Raw genomic sequence first — 22,177 nt, 5'->3', positions numbered from 1 at the left:
TCCTGTCAACTTTGCCGTCAATTTGATAGCCGGCTTAATTGCCTACTGCCACCAGCCCAAGAAGCCCTCCCTGATCAACGATGCTGCCTTGCCTGCTTAACCCGAACTCACGTTTGATAGGCTTTCGCTAGCCCCATCAAATCTCTCAGGTAGTCTTGGCGCGAGCATCGGAACAATGGCAGTATTGCTTGAGCAACCGAACTGCCTCTTGATATCGTCCTTGTTTGAGCGCGTCAAATCCGGCTTCGAGTGACATATGCATCTCCCTGAAGAAGGAGCAGCGGTATTTGTTGACCAAATACTCGCTAGATACACGGTTTGTCACAGTAGTTTCGGAAAATTTCAGAAATTCATCTACCAAAAGATAGAACCATTGAAATGAAAAACCCGCTTTCTCGAAGAAACCGGGTTTATGGGGATGAAACTAAATAAAAAATTTCATCGCCGCCAGCGATACTCAAAGAGTATCGCTGGCGGTAGATTCATCATCTTCTGAGTAATCTCCGCTTAAATATTGAGCAAGAAATTTGTCAATAACTTTTACAATTTCTCCGCACTCAGGGCTATCGGAAGACTCTTGGAGGATATCTCTATCTAAGACATCTAGCTGCTGATTTTCTATCAACAGCTCTTCTTTCAGCAGAGATTTACCTAAATCAAGTGGAAATTGCTGAAGGGAGTCCTCAAGCGATCGCAAACTTTCTACTAACTCTAACTGCAATCGATCTACCATTTGGAGACGAGTCTCTACGTCAGACTGCGATTGCACAAGCGCGTCGAAATACTCTAATGAATCTAAGGGCAAGTCTATCGCGGGGAGGCGTTCATCTAAATCAATGTCTAAATCAATGTCTAACAGCTCGACCGGAACACTTCTAGTTGAACTAGCCCGTAACTGCTGCGACTTTTGGCACTCTTCAGCACTATTAGCCAACAATTGCTGTAATTTTTGACAGGTTTTAGGCAAATTAGCTAGCAACTGCTGGGATTTTTGGCGCTTTTTAACGCCATCAGCTCGTAACTGCTGGGATTTTTGGCACTCTTGAGCCAAATCAATCCGTAACTGTTGTCTAGATTGCAACTGTTTATCTGCGGGTGGGCTAGCAGAAACTAACAGTTTTTTTTGATGTATACTCATTTAAGTTATATTTTGTAATTTTTCTGAAAATTTTATTTTCATACTACTTATATATTTTACAAACAACAATTAAGAATTTATTAAACTGAGCTAAAATCGAGCTAATAAATTTAATTGATAAATCAATTAAAAAGTAGTAAACCTATCTCTAGCCTTAGGTTCATCCAATTTAAACTCAGGCATCCTACCCATTAGAATTTAAACAGAAGCCACATTTTGCTAAACTTTGGCTTGAACGTAGGCGTTTGATTCAGAGCCATGACTTCCCAGATTGCTTCCATGTCCTTAAGTGCGATCGCTCAAAAAACTCGTCAAGCAGCGCGAAGCTTGGCAGTTCTGTCCACAGAGGCGAAAAACCAAGCGATTGAAGCGATCGCGCGATCGCTAGAAGCCGCAACACCAGAGATTGTGGCGGCGAATGCGGCGGATTGCAAGGCAGCGGAGACGGCAGGAATCCCTAAACCGCTTTACGCTCGCTTGAAGTTGGATGAAACAAAGCTAAAAGGCGCGATCGCGGGGGTGCGAGATGTGGGGCGTCTGCCCGATCCCGTGGGCGCAGTGCAGGTTCACCGGGAACTGGATGAGGGATTAATTCTCAAGCGCGTTACCTGTCCTCTAGGCGTTCTGGGAGTGATTTTTGAAGCGCGTCCCGATGCAGTGATGCAAATTTCCACTCTTGCCATCAAATCTGGCAACGGTGTTATCCTCAAATGCGGACAGGAAGCGGTGCGTTCTTGTGAAGCGCTGGTGAAAGCGATTCGCCAAGGATTAGCGAAGACTGAAGTAAATCCAGATGTAGTGCAATTGCTGACAACGAGAGAGGAAACCTTAGAACTGCTGAAATTAGATCAATTTGTAGATTTAATTATTCCCAGAGGTTCTAACTCTTTTGTCCGTTTTGTGCAAGAAAATACTCGCATTCCTGTTTTGGGTCATGCCGAAGGGATTTGTCATGTCTATGTGGACAAAGCGGCGGATCTGCAAAAAGCTGTCTCGATTACCGTAGACGCCAAAACCCACTACCCAGCCGCCTGCAACGCTGTGGAGACTCTGCTAGTGCATCGTGCGATCGCATCGGAATTGTTACCGCAAGTTGCGAATACTTTGCAATCAAAAAATGTAGAATTGCGAGGAGATGAAAGCACTTGCGAAATCCTGAACATTACACAGGCGACTGAAGCCGACTGGGCGACAGAATACAGCGATTTAATTCTCTCAATCAAAATTGTGGATTCTCTCTCAGAAGCGATTGACCATATTAATACCTACGGTTCTCGGCATACTGATGCCATCGTGACAGAAGATACTGCTGCTGCAACTAATTTTCTGGCACAAGTCAATGCTGCTGGAGTCTTTCATAACTGTTCAACTCGCTTTGCCGATGGCTTCCGTTACGGATTAGGCGCAGAAGTGGGAATCAGTACTCAAATGATGCCTCCTCGCGGCCCTGTAGGCTTAGAAGGACTGGTGACATACAAATATCAAATCGCAGGCGATGGGCATATTGCTGCCACCTACAGCGGTGCAGATGCCAAACTCTTTACTCATCGAGATTTGTAGACACCGAATCTAGGTGTAGTAGAAATACTCGGCGGAGAATCTCCCTAAATTTTCTCACCCCCGAAAGCAGCCCAGTGAAGGTCGAAGATAAATTTTTCCAACAGAAGCCCAGGAAAAATTTTATTCGCGAGTGCTGGGGTGTACTTTAAAGTAGGATTGAGGTTTTTTAAAACCTTAAAATGCTTACCGAGCGATCGCTAACCTTGCCAGTTGCCAAGGAGAATTCAGGAATTATTTAATTCAAGAAGAAGCCATTATGAACTCACAACTATCACTTTATGAGCGCCTGGGCGGTGTTTACAATATTGCAGCCGTAGTCGATGATTTCATTGACAGAATCATGGTTGACCCGAAATTGAATGCAAATCCTCTCGTAGATGAAGCACATCACCGAGTGTCAAAAGCAGGTTTCAAGTATCTGGTTACAGAAATGGTTTGCTGGGCGACAGGTGGCCCGCAACAATATACGGGTCGTTCAATGCACGATTCTCATGCTCACCTAAAAATTTCTACTGAAGAGTGGGAAGTATTTCTGGCGGATTTTCAACAAAGTTTAGATAAGTTTGAAGTTCCTCAGACAGAGCAGAAAGAGCTATTTGATATCGTTGCCAGCACTCGGCAAGATATTGTTGAATGAAGGCGATAACGATGATTTAATCTTTTTCTGCTTCAGTGAATAAACAGCAGCATGACGATTGAGAATAAAAACTGGTTTGCAATGGCTTTACAGTTGAGGGGATCGGTCGCACCGACTATTTTCCCCCGCGTTCTTTTGTGTGGAGGGTTTGGTTTTTTCGTTTCTATTCTCGATTATTTTAAATTACCGATCGCTGGAAACCTTTTAGATAATCTGGTTACTAATGTTGTTTATAATCTGGTTTTAGGCTTATTATTGGTTTTCCGGACAAATACGGCTTACGAGCGATTTTGGGAAGGGCGCAAATCCTGGGGGCTTTTGGTGGTGAACGTCCGCAATTTAGCGCGGCAAATTCAAGTATCGGTTGCGGAACGAGAATCAACAGATAGAGAGGATAAAGCAACAGCGATGCGGTTATTAGGAGCCTTTGCGATCGCAACTAAATTACAGTTGCGACAAGAGGCTTTAAACGACGAGTTAGAAGAGATAGTAACTCCCTCGCAATTTCTTCAGCTCAAAAGCGTTAAAAACCCTCCGCTAAAAATAGCATTTTGGATTGGGGATTACCTACAGCAGCAACACGAGCGGAACTCCTTAAATAATAATCAGTTAGCTGCAATGAATGGATTACTAGATCAAATGGTAGAAGCTTTAACTGGCTGCGAACGCATTTTAAAAACCCCCATTCCTTTAGCTTATGCGATTTACCTAAAGCGACTGTTGCTAATCTATGGCTTTGCGCTACCTTTTCAACTTGTCGATACTTCCGGCTGGTGGACAGGGCTAGTTGTCGGTATAATTAGTTTTATTTTATTTGGGATTGAAGAAATCGGTAATGAAATTGAAAATCCTTTTGGACGAGATCCGAATGATTTACCATTAGATGATATTTGCACCACAATCATTGAGAATCTTGAAGATTTAACGAAGATACCGGAGCAAAGTTTAGGAGAAATTTTGGCTCCTCAGGTTTGAAGTAGCAAGGAAATTAAAGTTTTTGACAAAATGGATAGCATTCAGCTAACAGGAATTCGCTGCTACGGCTACACTGGTTACTTACCAGAAGAACAGGTATTGGGGCAATGGTTTGAAGTAGACGTAACTTTGTGGCTAGATTTGGCACCAGCAGGCATCAGCGACGCCATAGAAGACACTCTGGATTACCGTGCGGTGATTTCGACAGTGAAGGATTTGGTAAAAACCGCTAAGTTTGCCCTCGTAGAAAAGTTAATCAGCGCGATCGCAGATGCCATCTTAGAATTCAAGCAAGTGTCACAAGTCCAAGTGCGGTTAACGAAACCGGGCGCACCGATTCCAGACTTTGGCGGCAAAATTACAATTGACATCACGAGGACGAATCAAAAGGGCAATGGGTAGAAGACCCGTAAACAAGGAAGGATGAGCAATTAGCGATTAGATTTGACAGCAATTTTTTGTGGGGAAACAAGCGTGACTTTTCGCATTTTGAGCTTTGACGGGGGCGGTATCCGGGGTGTCATTTCGGCAACGATGCTGACAGAGATTGAGAAAATTATCGGTCAGCCCTTAAGCCAATACTTCCACTTAATTGCAGGAACCTCTACCGGGTCAATTTTGGCGGCGTCGATTGCTAGCGATCGCACAGCCCAGGACATTGTGGATGTGTATCAGAACAAAGGAACTCGAATCTTTCCATACCGAAATCTTTGGTCGGCGCAACGGGTAGGGTTGCTGCTTCAGTACGGCCCTTCTGCCCCTAAATACTCAAACAAAGGTTTGATTGAATCTCTTAAAGAAGAATTTAAATACAAAAAACTGTCGGATATTACTTCAACAAAACTCTTAATTACTGCCTACGACACAATTAAGCGAGAACCGATTATTTTTAAAAGCTGGCGCAAAATATTTGCTGACCTTCCCTTATGGGAAGCGTGTCTCTGTTCTGCTTCTGCCCCAACTTTTTTTCCTGCCTATAGACTGGATAAAAAAGAAGAAGGGATTGCCCAAGCCGGAGATACAAACTCGATTACGTTAGGGCAAGAAGCCGCAGAAGATAATGGTGATTACAATCAAATGCAAATTGAAATCATCGGCGGGGCGGGACGCGGTCAGATTCGTAGCATCATTGGTTACAGAGGCGGGACTCGGATGGCACTTGTGGATGAGCCGTGGAACGTAGTGCCTAATAATACCTCTGCTTACCGAATTACTAACGTATACTCGGTGATTGACGGTGGTGTTGGGGCAAATAATCCCACAGCTTGCGCGATCGCTGAAGCCCTGCGGTTAGGTTATAAACCCCACGAAATTTCAGTTTTATCCCTCGGTACGGGAAGTCTTACCCGCGCAATTCCGCTTGAAAGTGCCCAACAATGGGGTGCGATTCAGTGGGCACTCCCGATTCTTGATGTAATTTTTGATGCTTCGTCAGATATTAATAGTTACATTGCTAAACAGGTGATTGATGAGGATAGTCGTTACTTGCGCTTGCAATTTAAACTCGATAGCAAGTTGACTGGGAAACGATTGAGTGACGATATCGATGATGCGAGTCCGGCAAATGTCATGAATCTAATTGAAGCCGCCAAAGTCTACATCAACCTACCACAAGTGCAAAGATCGTTGAGGGATTTTATAAATAGTTAGCAGACTCAGAAAAATTAAAAATAAGATGATTTTGAATGGTCTTACCATTGGGGCATTGCGGCGATTAATGCTCTAGCAGATTCGCTATCTAGTGGCTTGGAAAAGAAGAATCCTTGCCCAGCTTCGCAGCGTAGCGATCGCAGTTGTTCCATCTGAGCCGCCGTTTCTACACCTTCTGCGATCACATCTAATCCCAGATGATGAGCCAGCGTAACAATCGTTTTTACAATCTCAGAATTTTCGCCTGCATCCATCCGGCTAACAAAGGAGCGGTCAATCTTCAGAGTATTGAGCGGAAAGCGGTGCAAATAGCTCAAAGAAGAATAGCCGGTTCCGAAGTCATCAATACTAAGTTGAATTCCGGAGTTGCTTAGTTGCTCTAAACTAGCCGTAGCGGCGGCAGCATTTTCCATCACCACACTTTCGGTAATTTCCAGTTTTAGGCTTGGTGCTGGTAACTCGGTTTCTTGGAGAATTTGCTGAATTTGCTCGACTAAATTAGGTTTGGAAAACTGCCTGCCGGAAAGATTAACGCTGATGGTTAATGGCGCTAAGTCAGGAAATTCTTGTTGCCAAAGCCGCATTTGACGGCAGGCTTCGCGCAGAACCCACGCTCCCAAAGGGATGATTAAACCTGTTTCTTCTGCGATCGGGATAAAATCAACTGGGGAAATCAAGCCGCGAAACGGGTGAGACAAGCGTACCAGTGCCTCGAAACCAGTAATTCTGCCAGTCATGAAGCAGACAATGGGCTGATAGTGAAGCAGGAAAGAATGACTGAAGGATGCGGACTCACGACTGAGTGAAGAGTAACCAGAAGAATTGACAGTTTTTGTTTGAAGCCGGTCTTTTACCTCAGTTCTGGCTAGGGCTTGTCTGAGATCGTTTTCTAGTTGCAAGCGAGCCACCGCATGAGTGTGCATAGCGGTGGTAAAAACTTCGTAACGGGCTTTGCCTAGTGCCTTGGCTTGATATAAGGCGATGTCGGCGTCACGCAGAATGTCTCCGGGGTAGGGGCAAGTTTTGTAAGTGCCTGATGAACCTCGTTGCTCGATTGCACTTAAGGTAATGCCAATGCTGGCTGTCACAACGACCTCGTGTCTGTCTAGGTTGAAAGGATGCCGGAGGTCTTTTTGGATGCTTTTGGCGATCGCTTCTACAACGTCGATATCTTGAATTTCTTCTAAGAGGATGACGAATTCATCGCCCCCAAGCCGTGCCACAGTATTGCTGCCACACACAGAGGCTTGCAGGCAAGAAGCGACGCTACTTTGCAGTCGCTTTGCTAACGCAACCAGCAGCTGGTCTCCGATGACATGACCGAGGCTATCATTGACGACTTTGAAGCGATCGAGATCTAGAAATAAGACGGCAAACAGATATTCTGGCTGTCTTCTGGTTCGCGCGATCGCCTGGGACAGTCGCTCCATAAATAAGGCTCGATTGGGCAAACCTGTCAGCGGATCGTGAAATGCATCATAGATGAGATGTTCCTCTGCCACCTTGCGGTCGGTAATATCCGTCTGCGATCCTGCCATCCGGTAGGCTTTGTCATTGGCATCTCGAATCGCCATTCCTCGACAAAGCATCCATCGGTAGGTTTTATCCTTATGTAACATCCGATATTCTTTCTCGAAGTGGTGAGTCAACCCTTCTAGATGGGCAGCGATCGCGCTTTTGACTCGCTCCAAGTCTTCTGGATGTACGCGGTTAAACCACTCCTCCGGGCTGTCGCCAATTTCATCCTCCTGGCAACCCAACATCGATTTCCAGCGCGGCGAAAAATAGAAGGTTTCCGCTTTCAGGTTCCAATCCCACAAACCTTCATTACTCCCGCGAACCGCCAGCGCATACCGCTCTTCGCTTTCTCGCAGCGCCTCTTCCGCAAGCTGGCGTTCATTCGCCGTTGCCAAGACATTCGCAACCGCTTGCAAAAAATGAACTTCGTCTTCCGTAAACCTTCGGTAGTTAGGGGTGTGAACGCTCAAAACACCGAACGGGTTGCCCTGACTATGAATAATCACACTCATGCCAGCGATCGCGCGGTGGTTGTGCAGCAGTGGCGTTCCAGAAAAGCGCGTTTCGATCCGCAGGTCTTCCACAATCACCGGCTTCCCCGTCAGCAAGGTATATCCTTCCTGGGAACGATCGTGGGCACCGATGATTGCCGAACCCACCAGCCCTTTCTGCCAACCAACGCCCGCCCGCATGAAGAAAGCATTGCCTCCTGGCATCAGTTCCATAACCTGGCAATAGGGCACTTCCACGGTTTGGGCAACCAGCTTTACCGCTTCTTGCATCAGCGTATCTAGATTGGTGCCAGAGAGCGCCCCTTGCCCCAGTTGAGCCACTGCTGCTGAAGCCCGCGCATGGGATTTTAGTTCGTACTCAGCGGCTTTGCGTTCGGTAATATCTCGTTGCACCGCTAGCAAATGGGTAAACCAACCCGTACTATCTGCCAGGGGTAAAATATTCAGTTCTACCCAAAAATCGGAACCGTCTTTACGGTAGTTAATCAACTCGACTCTGACCGGCTCCCATCGTGACAAAGCTTGACGAATTTTATCGAGTTGCGATCGCTCAGTTTTCGGCCCTTGCAACAACCGGGGAGTCTTACCGATTACCTCTTCCGGTTGATAGCCGGTCATTTGGGTAAAGGTCTGATTCACATAGACAATTCTGGGGCCAAGCGGCTCTTCCAATGGCTCAGCTTCTGTAATGACAATCGCGTCATTTGCATTGATAACAATGGATTCTAGTAGGCGCAGACGCTCCTCAGAGAGCGTAAAGAAACGCTCCTGCTGTTCTTCCCCTCGTGGGTGCGGTTGGGGGGCACGGGTCAAGCGGTTCAAACCACGGCGTAGTTCTTGTTGAGCCGCAACCTGACGAGCGATGATTCGCAGTGCTTCGGATTGTTTTGGGCTAATCTGACGCGGCACGAAGCTTATATTCTTATCAAAGATACGAAGGTGATAATTCGTATCCAGCTTAACTGCTTGATTTGCAGGCTGTTTTGGTTCGATCATTCATAAATGCTTTCGACAGGTTGGACCCAGTAGAATGCAAACCCGTTTTATTAACCTTTGTTTTCTTATTTTGCCTTTTTTTTAAGGATCATTTTAATTTCTTAATGCTTCTCAATCCTCTAGGAGAGATCGCTGCGTTGTAGGCAAGTTGTCGGCAAACAGGTTCCCTAAAGACGGCAAAAGGCAAGGGAATCATCCCTTGCCTTTTTGCCCTTCCAAACTGAGCCTCTTTCCAGAAAATTTGTCTTTTACCTTGGAGCCGGTTCAGTTTTCCTTTTAAGACTCGGTTTCGATGGGAAAAAACAGCATACTGTCGGGTTCAAATCTCCAGGATATTCCTTCTGGATCTCGACCCTGGCTCCAATCTGCGAAGTATGGCTCACTTCTGCGTTTGTAAATGGTACTGGAATGAACATCCAGCCGCCTTGCAAGTTCGGATTGGATCAGCGCTTTAGAAGCCCTCTGTTCGTCAGTGGGTTCGTTTTCAGGTTCCTCAAACTCCTCGTCATCTGCTGATTCCTGGGGTTGCTGCTCTTTGCGGGCAGGTGCCACAGCTTCTGGAGCATCATTGACATAAGATTGGCTGGAAGGTTCGCTATCGTCAAAGATGCTACCTAACGTGTTCGCAGTGGTAAAGTAATACACTTTGCCTTTGTCTTGATAGTCAAGGGCACGTGCCCCAAATTCTTGGGCTTTTGTATCTAAGTACCGCTGCGCTGCCGCTCCAGAGAGATTCGCTTTCATTGACAAGTCGAGTGCCGTAACGCGCCCTTGGGTTTCCTGAATCAGCTGATGGAAAAAAGGATTGACTTGCTGGCTCCACTTTTGCCATTGATAGTTTTGCCAAAGCTTTAAACAGATGCCCACCAACCCCAGTGCCAGCACTACAGGCCATGCTACAAACAGGAAGGCGATCGCAAACGCCAGTGGCAAGAGGATAACCAGAAAACCACTGGCACTACTATTTATTGTTTTTCCAGCCATGTTGCTTCCCTTATAAATTTACTTAAGGTCTTGATCTCGCCATAACTGCCGTTGTGGCAAACAATCTAATCTTTGCAAAGAAAGGGCGATCGCAGCAAAACTAATCGGCAAACGAGCAAAAGTTAAAAGGCAAAAGCTATACAAAAGGCAAAACTAGGCAAAAATCTGGATTGGAGAGTGTCTTGGAACCCCACCCCCAACCCCTCCCCGCAAGCGAGGAGGGGTGCCGGAACTGCAAGCGAGGAAGGGAGCCGGAGCCAGCCGCAGGCGATCGCAGGGTGGGGTTCCAGGGTATTTTGGGTAATCAGCCGGATTTAAATAAGAGCCAGGAGAGAGAACATAATGTCAATTTCCGAACTACTCTAATCCGACACTTTCAAAGTAGAAGAAGCTGAGCGTCCAAACTCTTCTGGGGCATACTGTAGATGAGCTTCTGCACCAGGCCATAGAAAGGTACCTGGAGTGACAGAACGGACGAGGTAGTGCAGGGAGTAAACTCCAGCTTCCAGGCGATCGCTATAGGCAACAATGCGATCGCGGTAAATCGTCTTGAAGCCAAAGTTATCTTCTTTTGCCTGTAATGCAGCCGTAGAAGTTTGAAAACTTGCATCCACTGCCTCAAACCCGGCTGGGAGCGGATCGCTAATGACCACCCGATCCACGGGACGATCGGTAATAATCTCCAAACCGATATCAAACACCTGACCGCTTTTCACCGTCAACGGCTCATCAGAAGCATAGAGGCTGAGCTTTCGCAACACCTTTTCTTCATTAGCGGGACGGATTTCGCGTGTCACCCGTAAGCCGTTAAATCTTCCCGGTTGATTTCCCTGTAGGCGATAGCGGTAGGCAACCAAGTAGTGCAACGTGCCTTGACCAGATTTTTGCACAATCAGATCGTGGCGATCGCGTGGCAACTGGGTCATCGGCACCTTAAGATCCTGGCTGGGGTTGGTGTATCCCTTAAATTGCGCCGATGTCAATTTTTTGCCAGCGAGTTTCACAGTGGCGGCAAAGTTAGGCGGAGTTGGCTGCGTCTGACTATATTCCACCAAAGCAGTGAGTGCTTGAGCGTTGTCGTAGGTATTCTGCCAAGTGCCGTTTCGTCGCAGTGTCAGGAGACTTTGCAACAACCGATCCAGGATTTCTGGGTTACTCTTTTGCGCGATCGCAAGGCGTAAAGCTTGAGCTTGCGCTGTTGTTGCCGAGTTAAGCCAAGATAAACCTTGGGGTAAATTTACCGTAGCAGTGCGACCCGTTTGATAAATATTCTGCTGAAATTGTTTCGACAGAGTTTGAGATTCTTCTTGCCACTCGGGGAACTGAGACAGGTAACGCGCCAGCTTAATCTGCGTAACCGGATCGAATTGACTGCGCTGTACGTAGATGTCTGCAAGGAAGTCATTACGCTTTTCTCCCAGTTCCGCCAAAGCAGAGAGTGCTTCTAGCCGCACCTGATTCTTGCAGAGTGGTTGCTTACAAAAATCATATTGACCGGGATCTGCAAGAATTTTCTTCAAGTAAGTCGTCAAGCGAGACACCATTCTCGGTTCTACCGCCAGTCCCGCTTTCGAGGCTCTTGCTAAAGCTTGAGCTGCGTAAGGAGATACTAACGGATCGGACTTCTGTTGACCAGGCCAAGCGGCGAATCCACCATCCGGTTGCTGGAGTTTTTGCAGGTGTTCTAGAGATTGGTTCGCTTGTTGAGTTGGGTTGAATTGTGCAAAGGTTTGACCGTATTTTTGAGATAGCGTTTGCAAGTTGGATGCGATCGCTAATTGACTCGCCGCTGGTTCTAAGAATGGCAATTGCTCATCCTGCAATACTTGACGCGCTGGTGCGGTAATTTCCGGTATCAGCGTACTGGCAAGAGAAACCTCCAAACCTCCCGCATCAGGGACAACCTTTTTATCTACATTCAGGGGAATTTTCACCTGATTCGTAGTGGTACCGCTTTCTACGACTTGTTCGCTAATCTCTAGCGCTTTCACCTCCAAAGGCACTTCAAATGCATCAGCAGTTCCATTCAACTGAGTGGTAAACTTCACTTGAGATTTACCTGCACTTCCTGCCACGATAGGAAAGCGATACGCACGAGTGCCAGATTCTGCTTTCGTTTGCAGATTAGCAGGTTTATTCTCTGCAAACTGAAGCGAACCATTCGCCACACCATTGATTGCCAGATTTCCGGTTTGTTGGGTATTGTTCGTGACAGATAAGCCAGCTTCCAAGCGATCGCCCGGACGTGCAAACTGCGGCAAGATCGGGTTAGACAGCAGCGGTTTCGTCGTGATAAATGTCGCCTCGCCGTTGCCAAAGTGCAGATTACCATCGGTAGCAACTGCCATCACCCGCCACGTTGTCAAGTCATCCGGCAACTTAAATGTCACCTCTGCCTTTCCTGTCGCGTCTGTGAGAACAGAGCCGTTGTAGTAAGCTAAAGCTTGAAAATCCTTGCGGGTGCGGGTATTCGCTGCGCCTGCTGATTGTCCCCCGCCATAACCCCAACCTTTCGGTTTCGTCATTGAGGTTGGTTGCACTACCACATTAGGACGATTATCGCTAAATCGAGTTGAAATCGGCTGTTCTGCATAAACAGTCTGCACCAAATCCGGCGGACGATAACCGCTCAGTTGCAGCACCGCTTCATTTACCGCCATGACGGTAAACTGTCCTTGTGCTGGGTTGCCTTGTGCATCCTTGAGTTCTAGCTGTACGGTTTCTGGGACACCCGGTTCTAGTTGCGCTTGAATGGGGGTAACTTGAACTTTTAAATACTTATCATCCAAGTTGGTTTTAAAAGGTGCAAAACCAATCCGCACCAAGTTTTCCAAACTTTCAGGTTCCACTTGACTTAGGGGAACGCCTTGGCGAACTAATACCGCTTCTACTGCTGCATTGGGTAGCATTTCCGGCGTTACTTGGAATTGAATCTGCGGCGCACCCCCTTTGACTTTGGTAATAGTCTTGTACAGGGGTTTATCACGGACAACAGCAAAATATAACTCAGCTTCCGGATAAGGAGATTGAATTAAAGCGGTAGCCGTTTCACCCGGTTTATAGGTGTCTTTATCGAGTTTGACTTCTAAGCGATCGCGATCGCTTTCTCCCCAACTTACCGCATTGCCACCCGTTGCCCAAATCTGCAAGTCAGTTGCGGTTACTTCATCCTTGGTGTTTGCAAAGTTTGCTCGAATCCGGTAAGAACCTGATTCAGGAGGTATCAGCGACACAGATTGAGGATTATTTCCCGATTTCACCTCTGTCTGCGCCACGGTTTTGTATTCCACTTGGTTTTTAGCAGTATTACTGCCTTCTACTACCCGCGTAACGCTGCTATATTTCATCTGTTGCAGTTCTACGCGCACCCGTTGCCCTTCCATCGCCTTACCTGTAGGATCGGTAACGATAACTTGGACGGGAAACTCTTTACCAGCATCCGCAACGAAATTGGATTGTAAACCGATTAAGCGATCGCTTGGCAATACCGTAAATGTCTTAGAATCCGATACTGACAAATTCGACACATCGGAGACTTGCACATCCACCCGATAAGTCATCGGGTAAGGCACATCCTTCACTATCTTGACAATCTGGCTGTTTCCCTTACCATCTAATACCTGCTTTGATTGCAACACATCACTGGCGACAGTCGGACTTTCCTCAGGCCAAAACCACTGTCGCCCAAAGGAAAATTGCTCCCACCCTTTCGGTTTAAAATCAGATTGCGATCGCGTGACGTAATATTCCGCCTTCCCGCCTTCTACAGGCGCACCAAATAAATAATTGCTCGTGGATTTCGCTTCAACTTGCTGGTCTTTTAAAGCAAATTCTTTATCTAGATTTAGCTCAACCTTAAAATTAGGCGGTTTAAACTCTGCAACCCGAAAGTCACCCAAAACTTCTACACCACTTTTGCCTTTCGCTTGAATCGAATAGTAGCCAAGCGGTTGATTAGTCTTAAACGGCACTTCTAGAGAAAAACTGCCAAATTCATTGGTTGTCTGAGTACCTAAATCCGTCTTTTGACCATCCGGATTTAACAGAGTAACTTTATAACTAGCATTTTTGTCCTGCTGGATATTTCCATTTTGTAAGTAGTAGGCAAAACCCGTAAACGATACTTTTTCCCCTGGCTGGTAAAGCTGTCTATCCGAGAAGATTACCCCCCGTGAGACTGGCTTCCCATCATCCCATCCAGCATCAACGCCATAGCCATAAGCACCGCTATATTCTTCCGTGCGGACAAATGCCCAATCTTGATTTTCACGGGCAATTACGAGCAATTTAGGCCCTTGTTCAAATCCAGTTCTGGATTTTGTGCATTGCTGCATATCCTCACGACGCAACAGTAATGTCCCCGCTTCATCCGTTTTACCTGATGCACAAGGTACGGGTTGAGGACGGGATTTTGCCTCCAATTTTGATTCATATATCTCGACAGGTGCAGCTGCTACGGGAGAACCATCTGAGAGATGATGCACGCGAATCAATCCCGAATCAGGGAACCACTGTGCAAATACTCCCAAATTAGTCAATTCCACCATTCCATAAGTCGTCGGTTCGCGCCATTGTTGCTTACCATTTTCTTCATAACGATTGGTTCGCGCCTGAACACCATAAGCTAACATTCCCGTAGCAGTACCCAGTTTTTCCTGGATGGGAACAGGTACATCAATTAACTGATTTTTCTTGCTCGATACCTTGACACTTTGCCAAGAATTGGGATTCGGTAATAAATCATTCCCATCGCCTTTGGGATAAGCGGAATCTACATAAACTAAATCTGTCGGCTGCAATACCCGATAAGCCGCTTTATACTTTGATTCTGGCAAGTTTACAGTGGAAACATTTAACTGTAAATCTTTACCAGATGGGAAAATATTTAGATTTGATGGTACCCAAATATCTCCAGCTACGTCGCCTGTCTCATATTTGAGCGTAACTGGCTTTTCCAATGTTTGCCCAAACTTATCCTTGAGTTTTTTACCGATAGTAATTGTATAAGTAGTGGCAGGTTCTAATGCCCAAGGGTTGAGATTAACAAGACTTTCTCCATCAGGAACTTGAACCAGTTTAATAGCTTCTTTTGGCGCAGGAGTTACAGTAATATTCTCAATCGCTGAATCGGCATCAAGCCCGCTATTAAATTGCAGTTGAGGGCTTCCTTTGACAAACCGACCATAAGTCCCTCCGGCATCGGGTACTCCGTAATATTTAATTATCAGTAACTTCAAAGGCGAATAAGTAGCTAGCTGACTAACATAAGACATCTCGCTGGGCAGATTACCCCGAGTAGGACGCAAACCCGGAGAAAATTCTAAGCGGTAACGAGTCGCTTTTTCTAAAGTCTGCTGCGGTACTAAATTATATGTCCAGTTGCGGGTTGAAGGGTCAAGTTTCTCCTGTGGCTGTTCATTCTCTGAGGGTGTCTCTTTTTTTTCTAAGTCAACTTTCAGCCGTATATCCTTCTGTTTTCCTTCCGGAATTAGCTTCAAATGCTCTTGGACTGAAGCGATATCCAGTTCTACATTTGAGTTAAATTTTAGAGTTGGCTTTAGAGCGATTGCTTGATTATCAGGATTTTCAGGATTAGTAGTCGGTAAATTAGTTAGTTTAATCGGTTCGGTATTGAAAGTCCACGCCAAATCCTTATCCAGACGATGATTTTTTAGATCCGCCAAACCAGCTTTCAGAGTAACTCTGACTCGCGTCGCTTTCGGCAATGCTTTGTCGGCTTGAAATCCCACCATTCGTGGCGTTAAAAATCGAAATTGTCCCGGTAGCGGCGGCAAAATCTCAAATTGTTTCAGCTTTTGCTGTTGATCGGGGCTATCAAGACTCTCAACAGGAATTAAAGCATCTTTAAATCGAATGCGAATCTGCGCTAGAGGTTCAACTTCCCCAGTCGGGCTAATTTCCTCAATCCAGTCTGGGAGTTGCGGCGTCGCTAGAGAAGGAACTGCTGGAAGTGGTTCATTTCCAGAGAGATTAATCACGCCACATCCGGCTATTCCCAGTACAAATGCTACGACAACCAGAAACCGCATCCAAATTCTCACGATTGTGCCTATCTGTTGAAAGGATTTATCTGTACTATCCTGTGCATGAAGGGAAGACAGCGAATCTGTATCAGGAATTGAAACTGGCATGACTTTTTCCCTCATTGCAGGTAATTCATCGGAGGGTAAACCACAAGAGTTACCCCTACATGACTCACTAACAAGAGGTCTACATCTCAACTACTCAGTCTTCCGGGTAGCTGAATCATTACGCTTAAAATCTTTACTTTATGCTGAGCTAACGCTACTCACGCTCGGCTAAGCTCTAGGCAACAATTCTAGGGAAAGCAGTAAGACCCATTGCCTTATCTAGCATCCTCAACAGAACTACCTGATTCTGACGATACCCCTATGGATAATGAACTGCAAAACCTAGTTCCAACTTGCTGAGAGCGATTCTTACTTTCCTTTGGCAATAGCGCATGGACTGATTTTTTGGGGGAAATATGGGTATCTACCACATGACAGATAGAGTTCATCAAACTACTATCGTTCCTGATGGTATTCTCAGCTTGAACGTAGAACGGCGTAAAAATGCTAAGGGACTTTTAAGCTGTGTTTTTGTGGGAAGAAAATTATGTTGTCCCAATTTTTGTATTAAAAGTCGTTTCTCAAACTTACAGGGGAGGATACGACGAGAAGCAGACAAAATATGTCCAGTTAAGTGAGTTGTATTACGTAATTTACAACCCTAGATATTTAAGGGGCGACCAACATGACGCTTTTGAAGTGGATCGCCTGGTTGATAGTTAAACTCCCTTGGCTTTAAGCCAAGGGAGTTTAACTATCAAGAAAAAATATTTGCTACAAAGCAGCTGCTAGGTAAAATTGCTAGCAGCTACTCAAAATATATCAATTTTTTTATTTATCGTACGATTATTACAAATATACCATTTCTAGTTGTTAACCACAAGAGAGTTTACTAAATATCATTCAATACGGCTAGCATCTTTTAATACAACTTAGAATTTTTGAGATTTTTCCGCAATCCAAGCGGCTAGGCTATCTTGATTCTCCACTCCTTCCACTACATAGTTCATCATTACTACCGCTTCTGGTTCTGGTGCCACTAATTTATAGCCATTCAGTCGTAAAAAAACGTCGATGACAGCAAGAGCGATTCGCTTGTTGCCATCGACGAAACTATGATTTTTTGCCAGACCATAGCCGTAGGCTGCTGCCAGATCAAACAGCTTTGCATTTTCACTGTAAGAGAATAAGTGCCGAGGTCTGGCTAGACTCGCTGAAAGTAACCCTGCATCTCTCAATCCAGGCCTCCCCCCATGTTCTGCAATTAGCTCTTCATGTATGGCGCTTACTGCTGTCTCAGGCACCCATCTGGGTTCCTTCATTTAGCTAATTCACGAAAGGCATTGCGGTAGTTTTTACGGGTCTCTGCAAAAGCCTGCATTGCGGCTTCAAAATCAGGATCGTAAGCAGTTATTTGAACTCCATCTGGAGTTTCTGTTAGGAAAATGCTGTCTCCCTCACTGACATTTAGCTTTTGCAATACTTCTTTAGGGAAGGTTGCTCCTAAAGAATTGCCAATCCGTCGAATTTTTAGAGTATGCATACTATCACCTCTTAATTGGATAGTAACTACATATGTTATAACATAAACTTATAGAATGGAATCCCCTTGTTTAGTCATTAAGGGTTTGACAAATTTTCCTGATGCAAAGATGCGATCGCGTCTATCCAAAATCGCTCTAATCTTCTAAAGCGCAATCGCATCTATCCACAAAATAGTTAAACAGGCGAGACGGACGCACTTTGAAGGTTGGTAGCGTTCTTATCTTTTTTCAATTGTGCTTCGATTGCATCGCAGGCAACTTTAACCCCGTTTTCTGCTCGTACCTTATTGCCAACTTCTGCGGCTTTAGCCTGGTAACGAGGTTCGCGCAACAGGCGATCGAGTTCCTTAGCCGCACGGGAAGCTGTGTAGCGATCGCGATCGATAGTTCGTCCGACTCCTAAACGAGTAATCCGTGCTGCATTGTCTGGTTGGTCGTTACTAAAGGGTACGACCAACATCGGGCGACCGGAACGCAACACCTGTGCGGTTGTGCCTACGCCTCCTTGATGCACAATAGCAGCAGCTCGGTGAAACAGTTCCGAGTAGGGAGCGTAGTCAAAAATAGCAATATCTTTAGATTGCAACTCTTTTGGCAAGGAGGGGTTATTGTTGCCAACCAGCAATACAGCCCGATAGCCCAACTTTAAGGCAGCTTTGGCACTTTCGAGGTAAAACTTGTCAGCAACCCACACGGCGGAACTTCCCAAAGTAAACACAATTGGCGGATCTCCCGCATCCAAAAATGATGCCAGTTCCGGAGATAGACCAGTATCGCCATTGCGATCGTAGAAAGTAAATCCGGTAACGCAAGTTTGTTTTGGCCAGTCGGGTTGAGGAGTTGCGAGAGCTTCTGAAAATAAAGCCAGCACTAAGTCGGGGGAGTTCATCCCTTCAAACATAGAATCGGCAAGGGGAGATAAACCAAGCTGTGTCCGTAACTGTCGCAGGGGTTCATCCCACGAGCTGAAACGATTTTTAGCGAGGCGGATGAGCGCTCCATTAAACCCAGGGCCAAGTATGCGTAGATTCAGCCAACTGGGGAAAGTCGCCACTACTGGGGGGTCGTAGGCGGAGAGGAACGACATCGGAGACAGTACGCTGGAAACCCAACGAATTCCCGTTTTCTCAACAACGGGCGTTGCTGCGAAGCTGAGGGGGTGTGTCACCAACAGGTCTGCATCGCGCACTGCCGACATCAGATCCTCATAAGTTTCTTGGACATAGGGTAAGATTGCTTGGCGAAAGACGTATTCTGTACCGTTTTGCTTGTCCATGATCAGACGCACAAGTTCTCGTTGCTGTTCAACGTCTGTGGGAAAATCGGGACGGACTGGGTGGAACTCAAGACCAGCCGCTTCGATTTTGTTACGGTAGAACTCAGCGGTGGCAATTACTGCTTGATGCCCGCGTGCCTTTAATTCTAAGGCGATCGCTATATAAGGATGCAGGTCGCCTAGCGAACCATAAGTGTGCAGAACAATCTTCATAATGGCTACCGTATCTTTTTATAGATGAGTTACTTGTATTACTACAAAACTACGGCGGTTTAAGGGTACTTGCTTCATCCGATTGGCTGACCCTAGTGGGTGATTAGGAAGAATTACCCATCATTGTCTTGAGGTAGAAGCGTACCATCTGCCAGTTTCAAGCGCTTAGAGGGAAGATGCGATCGCGCATCCCCTAAAAACACCCTCATCCGGTAAAGGCGATCGCCACAATGAAGATAAGGGGGTAAGTCTTCGTTGGCGAAAGGGTTAAGCGATGAGACAACCCAAGCAGTGGCAAATCCAAATGCAGGAACTCTTTTGGCGTTGGGGGAGAAACAAGAAATTTCGCGGATTCTTAGCATTGGTGTTGCTGGGTTTAACCGTGCGATCGCTTCCTTATCTGGCACCCGTTCGCGCCAAAGATATTGCCCAGGATACGCAAGCGATAGAATTTAGCGATCGCAATGGGCTTCCTTTAGGAAGGTTGCTGACCCGCGACCAAGAGCATACCGCTGTGGTGCCGCTGAATCAAGTTTCGCCCCACTTTATCAACGCGATTCTAGCTGCTGAAGATGGCTCATATTATCATCACGGGGCGCTGGATCTGAAGGCTGTAGCGCGATCGCTTAAAGATTCACTTCAGGCGAAAAGGATTACCTCCGGTGCATCCACGATTACGATGCAACTAGCGCGGATGTTAGATCCCGTTCCCCGCACCTTACCGGGCAAGTTGCGCGAAATTTGGCTATCTTGGCGCATCGCCGCCGGGATGAATAAAGATGCAATCCTCTCTGCTTACATCAATCGCCTGCCAATGGGGGGGAATATCTATGGGTTAGAAGCTGCATCCCGTAACTATTTCGATATTCCGGCAAGCGAACTCAATCTTGCCCAAGCAAGTCTTCTCGCTGCTGTTCCGAATAATCCCACTTACTTCAATCCCTACGACCATTGGAAACGCCTCAAGAAGCGGCAGATTTATGTTCTGAATCGCATGGTTGAGGATGGTTATATTACTCGCACGCAAGCAGATCGAGCCTATAAAGAAGAGATTTCCCTAGCACCTCGACAACAGGGAATTATTGCCGCACCTCATTTTTTATTTTGGGTATCTAATCAACTATCTAATTCTTCAATTCAAAATCCAAAATCTTCGAGCAAAGCTCCAGAAACCGCTATCCCCAATCGGATGTTCCAGATCCGCACCAGCATCGATCGCCCTTTGCAGCAATTTGTGGAAGCGCAAGTGCAGCAAGTGATTCGTACCCTCACCCCCAATAATGTTCATCATGCTGCTGCCTTAGTCATTGACAACCACACGGGGGAAGTTTTGGCTTATGTGGGTTCTCCCGATTACTTTAATGAAGCACAACTCGGTCGCAACGACGGGGTACAGGCATTACGTCAACCCGGTTCTACTTTGAAGCCTTTTTTATATGAATATGCCCTACAAAACCGCACGATTCGCCCGAATACTATCTTGGCGGATGTGCCAACACATTACGCGATTCCCGGCGCGAAACTCTACAGTCCTACAGATTATGATGAAACTTTTTTAGGGCCAGTACGAGTTCGCGTAGCTTTGGCAAATTCCCTGAATGTTCCGGCAGTGCGGGTATTAGAAAAAGTCGGCGTGCAAAATTTTCTAAATCATCTGCATCAATTAGGATTTGAGCATTTAAATCGGTCGCCCGAACATTACGGATTGGGACTAATTTTGGGTAGCGGTGAAGTCAGTTTATGGGAGTTAACGAGGGCGTATGTTACTTTAGCAAGACGTGGAGAAGCCACACCGCTAGTCACAACATTCTCCAACCTGCCATCTGCCAACCGAAAACCTTCCAAAGTGCCATCTGCCAACTCTTCCACCTGGGGATTGATTGCGGATATGTTGAGCGATCGCCATGCTCGTGCAAGTGCCTTTGGGGTAGACTCAGTGCTAGCTTTACCATTCCCCGCAGCAGTTAAAACAGGCACTTCCTCCGATTTTCGAGATACTTGGACGGTCGGGTTTACCACCGACTACACCGTAGCCGTGTGGGTGGGCAATTTTAACGGCGATCCCATGCGACAAGTTTCGGGGGTGACAGGTGCAGCACCCCTCTGGAATCGCATCATGTTACACCTCCATCAGAATCGAGAACCTGCCATCTTTCCCCCTCCAGAAAATCTGGTGCAACGCCCAATCTGTGCAATTTCTGGCTTACGCCCTACCCCAGACTGCCCCTCAGTAGTGCAAGAATATTTTTACGCAGAAGATATTAGCGATTATGAGCGTCAGTCAGGTACTGCGAAGTTGCCTCCAGAGTACGATGAATGGTTAGCAAGGCAGCATCAACCGAGTTTTGTCTCTAGTGGCGTCAAGATTTTGTCTCCTCACAATGGCGATGTTTTCTTATTGCACCCAGGTGAAAAAACGAATTCCAAAGGCACAGAGAATGTACAGACAGAAATGCAACAACTAGAGTTTAAAGTCACTGGAACGCGCAGCCAGTCAGTAGAGTGGTGGTTGAATGGGGAAAAGTTAGCGACGCAGCCATCGAATTCCCTATTTTGGCAGCTTCGTCCCGGTCAGTGGACTTTGGAAGCAAGAAGTGGGGAAAAGACTGATACGGTAAGTTTCCAAGTGCAGTTAGGTAAATATCGGCAGACACGCCGGGGTTTCTCGCTCAAGTCAAATTAAACCGTAGTATTAACTGGGTGGTTCGGATGCCTTTCCCTCAAACACATCGTTAATGATTGCCAGTCCTTGTATTACACGCAGTAGCCGATCGTCTGACAAATTGACAAACATTTGGGCAATTTTGGCATGAGTTGTCTGGCGGAGTTGCTGAAGATATTCAAATCTAGCCTGAGTCAGTTTCAGGTAGGGCTTACGCAGGTCAACACGCTGTAGGGGCTTTTTGATTGCCATGCCCCTACGATAAAATTAGGCATTCACTAGACCTCCTGCATGAATCAGGAGGCATGTGCCAGTTCGTAGTTCAGCAAGCCAGCAATTAGGTTTAAGCGCAAACCAAATCTCTGCCTGCGATTGCGATAACGTCCTGAAAAAATGCGAAAAATCTTGAAGCGGCGAATC

15 protein-coding genes and 2 pseudogenes are annotated in these 22,177 nt (G+C 46.3%); 8 read left to right on the top strand and 9 right to left on the bottom strand.

What is annotated here, in order from left to right; all coding sequences use genetic code 11:
* A pseudogene (locus NDI33_RS26910) lies at positions 1 to 100 on the top strand (IS982 family transposase); the annotation flags it as partial.
* 357 nt (positions 101 to 457) lie between these two features.
* Here NDI33_RS26910 and NDI33_RS26905 read toward each other — a convergent pair.
* Positions 458 to 1,138: a hypothetical protein gene (locus NDI33_RS26905; protein WP_190527155.1), complete on the bottom strand. Its 681-nt coding sequence runs from the start codon at positions 1,136 to 1,138 to the stop codon at positions 458 to 460.
* 258 nt (positions 1,139 to 1,396) lie between these two features.
* On the opposite strand from NDI33_RS26905, the gene NDI33_RS26900 reads away from it, so the two are divergent.
* From NDI33_RS26900 to NDI33_RS26880, 5 genes are all read left to right on the top strand, one after another.
* On the top strand, positions 1,397 to 2,698 hold the full coding sequence (locus NDI33_RS26900; RefSeq protein ID WP_190679261.1) for a glutamate-5-semialdehyde dehydrogenase: 1,302 nt from the start codon (positions 1,397 to 1,399) through the stop codon (positions 2,696 to 2,698).
* Between the two features lie 256 nt (positions 2,699 to 2,954).
* Positions 2,955 to 3,335 carry a group 1 truncated hemoglobin gene (locus NDI33_RS26895; RefSeq protein WP_190679259.1) on the top strand — a complete coding sequence of 127 codons (381 nt, stop codon included), beginning with the start codon at positions 2,955 to 2,957 and terminating at the stop codon, positions 3,333 to 3,335.
* Between the two features lie 51 nt (positions 3,336 to 3,386).
* Complete coding sequence (locus tag NDI33_RS26890) at positions 3,387 to 4,310, top strand: bestrophin family ion channel (RefSeq protein ID WP_190430761.1); 924 nt, start codon at positions 3,387 to 3,389, stop codon at positions 4,308 to 4,310.
* A 30-nt stretch (positions 4,311 to 4,340) separates the two neighbouring features.
* Positions 4,341 to 4,712: a dihydroneopterin aldolase gene (folB, locus tag NDI33_RS26885; RefSeq protein ID WP_190430762.1), complete on the top strand. Its 372-nt coding sequence runs from the start codon at positions 4,341 to 4,343 to the stop codon at positions 4,710 to 4,712.
* 72 nt (positions 4,713 to 4,784) lie between these two features.
* Positions 4,785 to 5,960, top strand: coding sequence for a patatin-like phospholipase family protein (locus NDI33_RS26880; protein ID WP_190679257.1), 1,176 nt, complete (start codon positions 4,785 to 4,787; stop codon positions 5,958 to 5,960).
* Between the two features lie 41 nt (positions 5,961 to 6,001).
* Here the strand turns inward: NDI33_RS26880 and NDI33_RS26875 are convergent, their stop codons facing one another.
* Positions 6,002 to 8,986 (bottom strand): EAL domain-containing protein, encoded by a 2,985-nt coding sequence (locus NDI33_RS26875; protein ID WP_190679255.1) that lies wholly within the window; start codon positions 8,984 to 8,986, stop codon positions 6,002 to 6,004.
* A 276-nt stretch (positions 8,987 to 9,262) separates the two neighbouring features.
* On the bottom strand, positions 9,263 to 9,970 hold the full coding sequence (locus NDI33_RS26870; RefSeq protein WP_190679254.1) for a hypothetical protein: 708 nt from the start codon (positions 9,968 to 9,970) through the stop codon (positions 9,263 to 9,265).
* 177 nt (positions 9,971 to 10,147) lie between these two features.
* Here NDI33_RS26870 and NDI33_RS26865 point away from each other — a divergent pair, with 177 nt between their 5' ends.
* Complete coding sequence (locus tag NDI33_RS26865) at positions 10,148 to 10,288, top strand: hypothetical protein (protein WP_190679252.1); 141 nt, start codon at positions 10,148 to 10,150, stop codon at positions 10,286 to 10,288.
* A gap of 44 nt (positions 10,289 to 10,332) precedes the next feature.
* On the opposite strand, the gene NDI33_RS26860 is transcribed toward NDI33_RS26865, so the two are convergent.
* The 4 genes from NDI33_RS26860 to NDI33_RS26845 all read right to left on the bottom strand — a co-directional run bounded on the left by NDI33_RS26860 (position 10,333) and on the right by NDI33_RS26845 (position 19,095).
* Complete coding sequence (locus tag NDI33_RS26860; RefSeq protein WP_190679263.1) at positions 10,333 to 16,020, bottom strand: alpha-2-macroglobulin; 5,688 nt, start codon at positions 16,018 to 16,020, stop codon at positions 10,333 to 10,335.
* Positions 16,021 to 16,994: 974 nt separating this feature from the next.
* A complete protein-coding gene (locus tag NDI33_RS26855) occupies positions 16,995 to 17,384 on the bottom strand; it encodes a type II toxin-antitoxin system death-on-curing family toxin (RefSeq protein ID WP_190679250.1) in 390 nt (129 codons plus the stop codon).
* Positions 17,381 to 17,605, bottom strand: coding sequence for an AbrB/MazE/SpoVT family DNA-binding domain-containing protein (locus NDI33_RS26850; protein WP_190410043.1), 225 nt, complete (start codon positions 17,603 to 17,605; stop codon positions 17,381 to 17,383). Before NDI33_RS26850 ends, NDI33_RS26855 begins: the two co-directional genes overlap by 4 nt.
* A 176-nt stretch (positions 17,606 to 17,781) precedes the next feature.
* On the bottom strand, positions 17,782 to 19,095 hold the full coding sequence (locus NDI33_RS26845; RefSeq protein ID WP_190679248.1) for a glycosyltransferase: 1,314 nt from the start codon (positions 19,093 to 19,095) through the stop codon (positions 17,782 to 17,784).
* A gap of 274 nt (positions 19,096 to 19,369) precedes the next feature.
* Between NDI33_RS26845 and pbpC the strand changes: the two genes are divergently transcribed.
* Positions 19,370 to 21,778, top strand: coding sequence for a penicillin-binding protein 1C (gene pbpC, locus NDI33_RS26840; protein ID WP_190679246.1), 2,409 nt, complete (start codon positions 19,370 to 19,372; stop codon positions 21,776 to 21,778).
* Positions 21,779 to 21,787: 9 nt separating this feature from the next.
* Here pbpC and NDI33_RS26835 read toward each other — a convergent pair whose 3' ends face one another.
* Entirely contained in the window at positions 21,788 to 22,009 is a 222-nt protein-coding gene (locus tag NDI33_RS26835) for a hypothetical protein (protein ID WP_190679244.1), read from the bottom strand.
* Between the two features lie 44 nt (positions 22,010 to 22,053).
* Positions 22,054 to 22,177, bottom strand: a pseudogene (locus NDI33_RS26830) (IS5/IS1182 family transposase); the annotation flags it as partial.

Origin of the sequence: Trichocoleus sp. DQ-A1, from assembly GCF_039961955.1 — a bacterium.
Classification (GTDB): Bacteria; Cyanobacteriota; Cyanobacteriia; order Cyanobacteriales; family FACHB-T130; genus FACHB-T130.
Note: the sequence above shows the minus strand (reverse complement) of the source record. Positions and strands in the feature narration are given on the sequence as shown.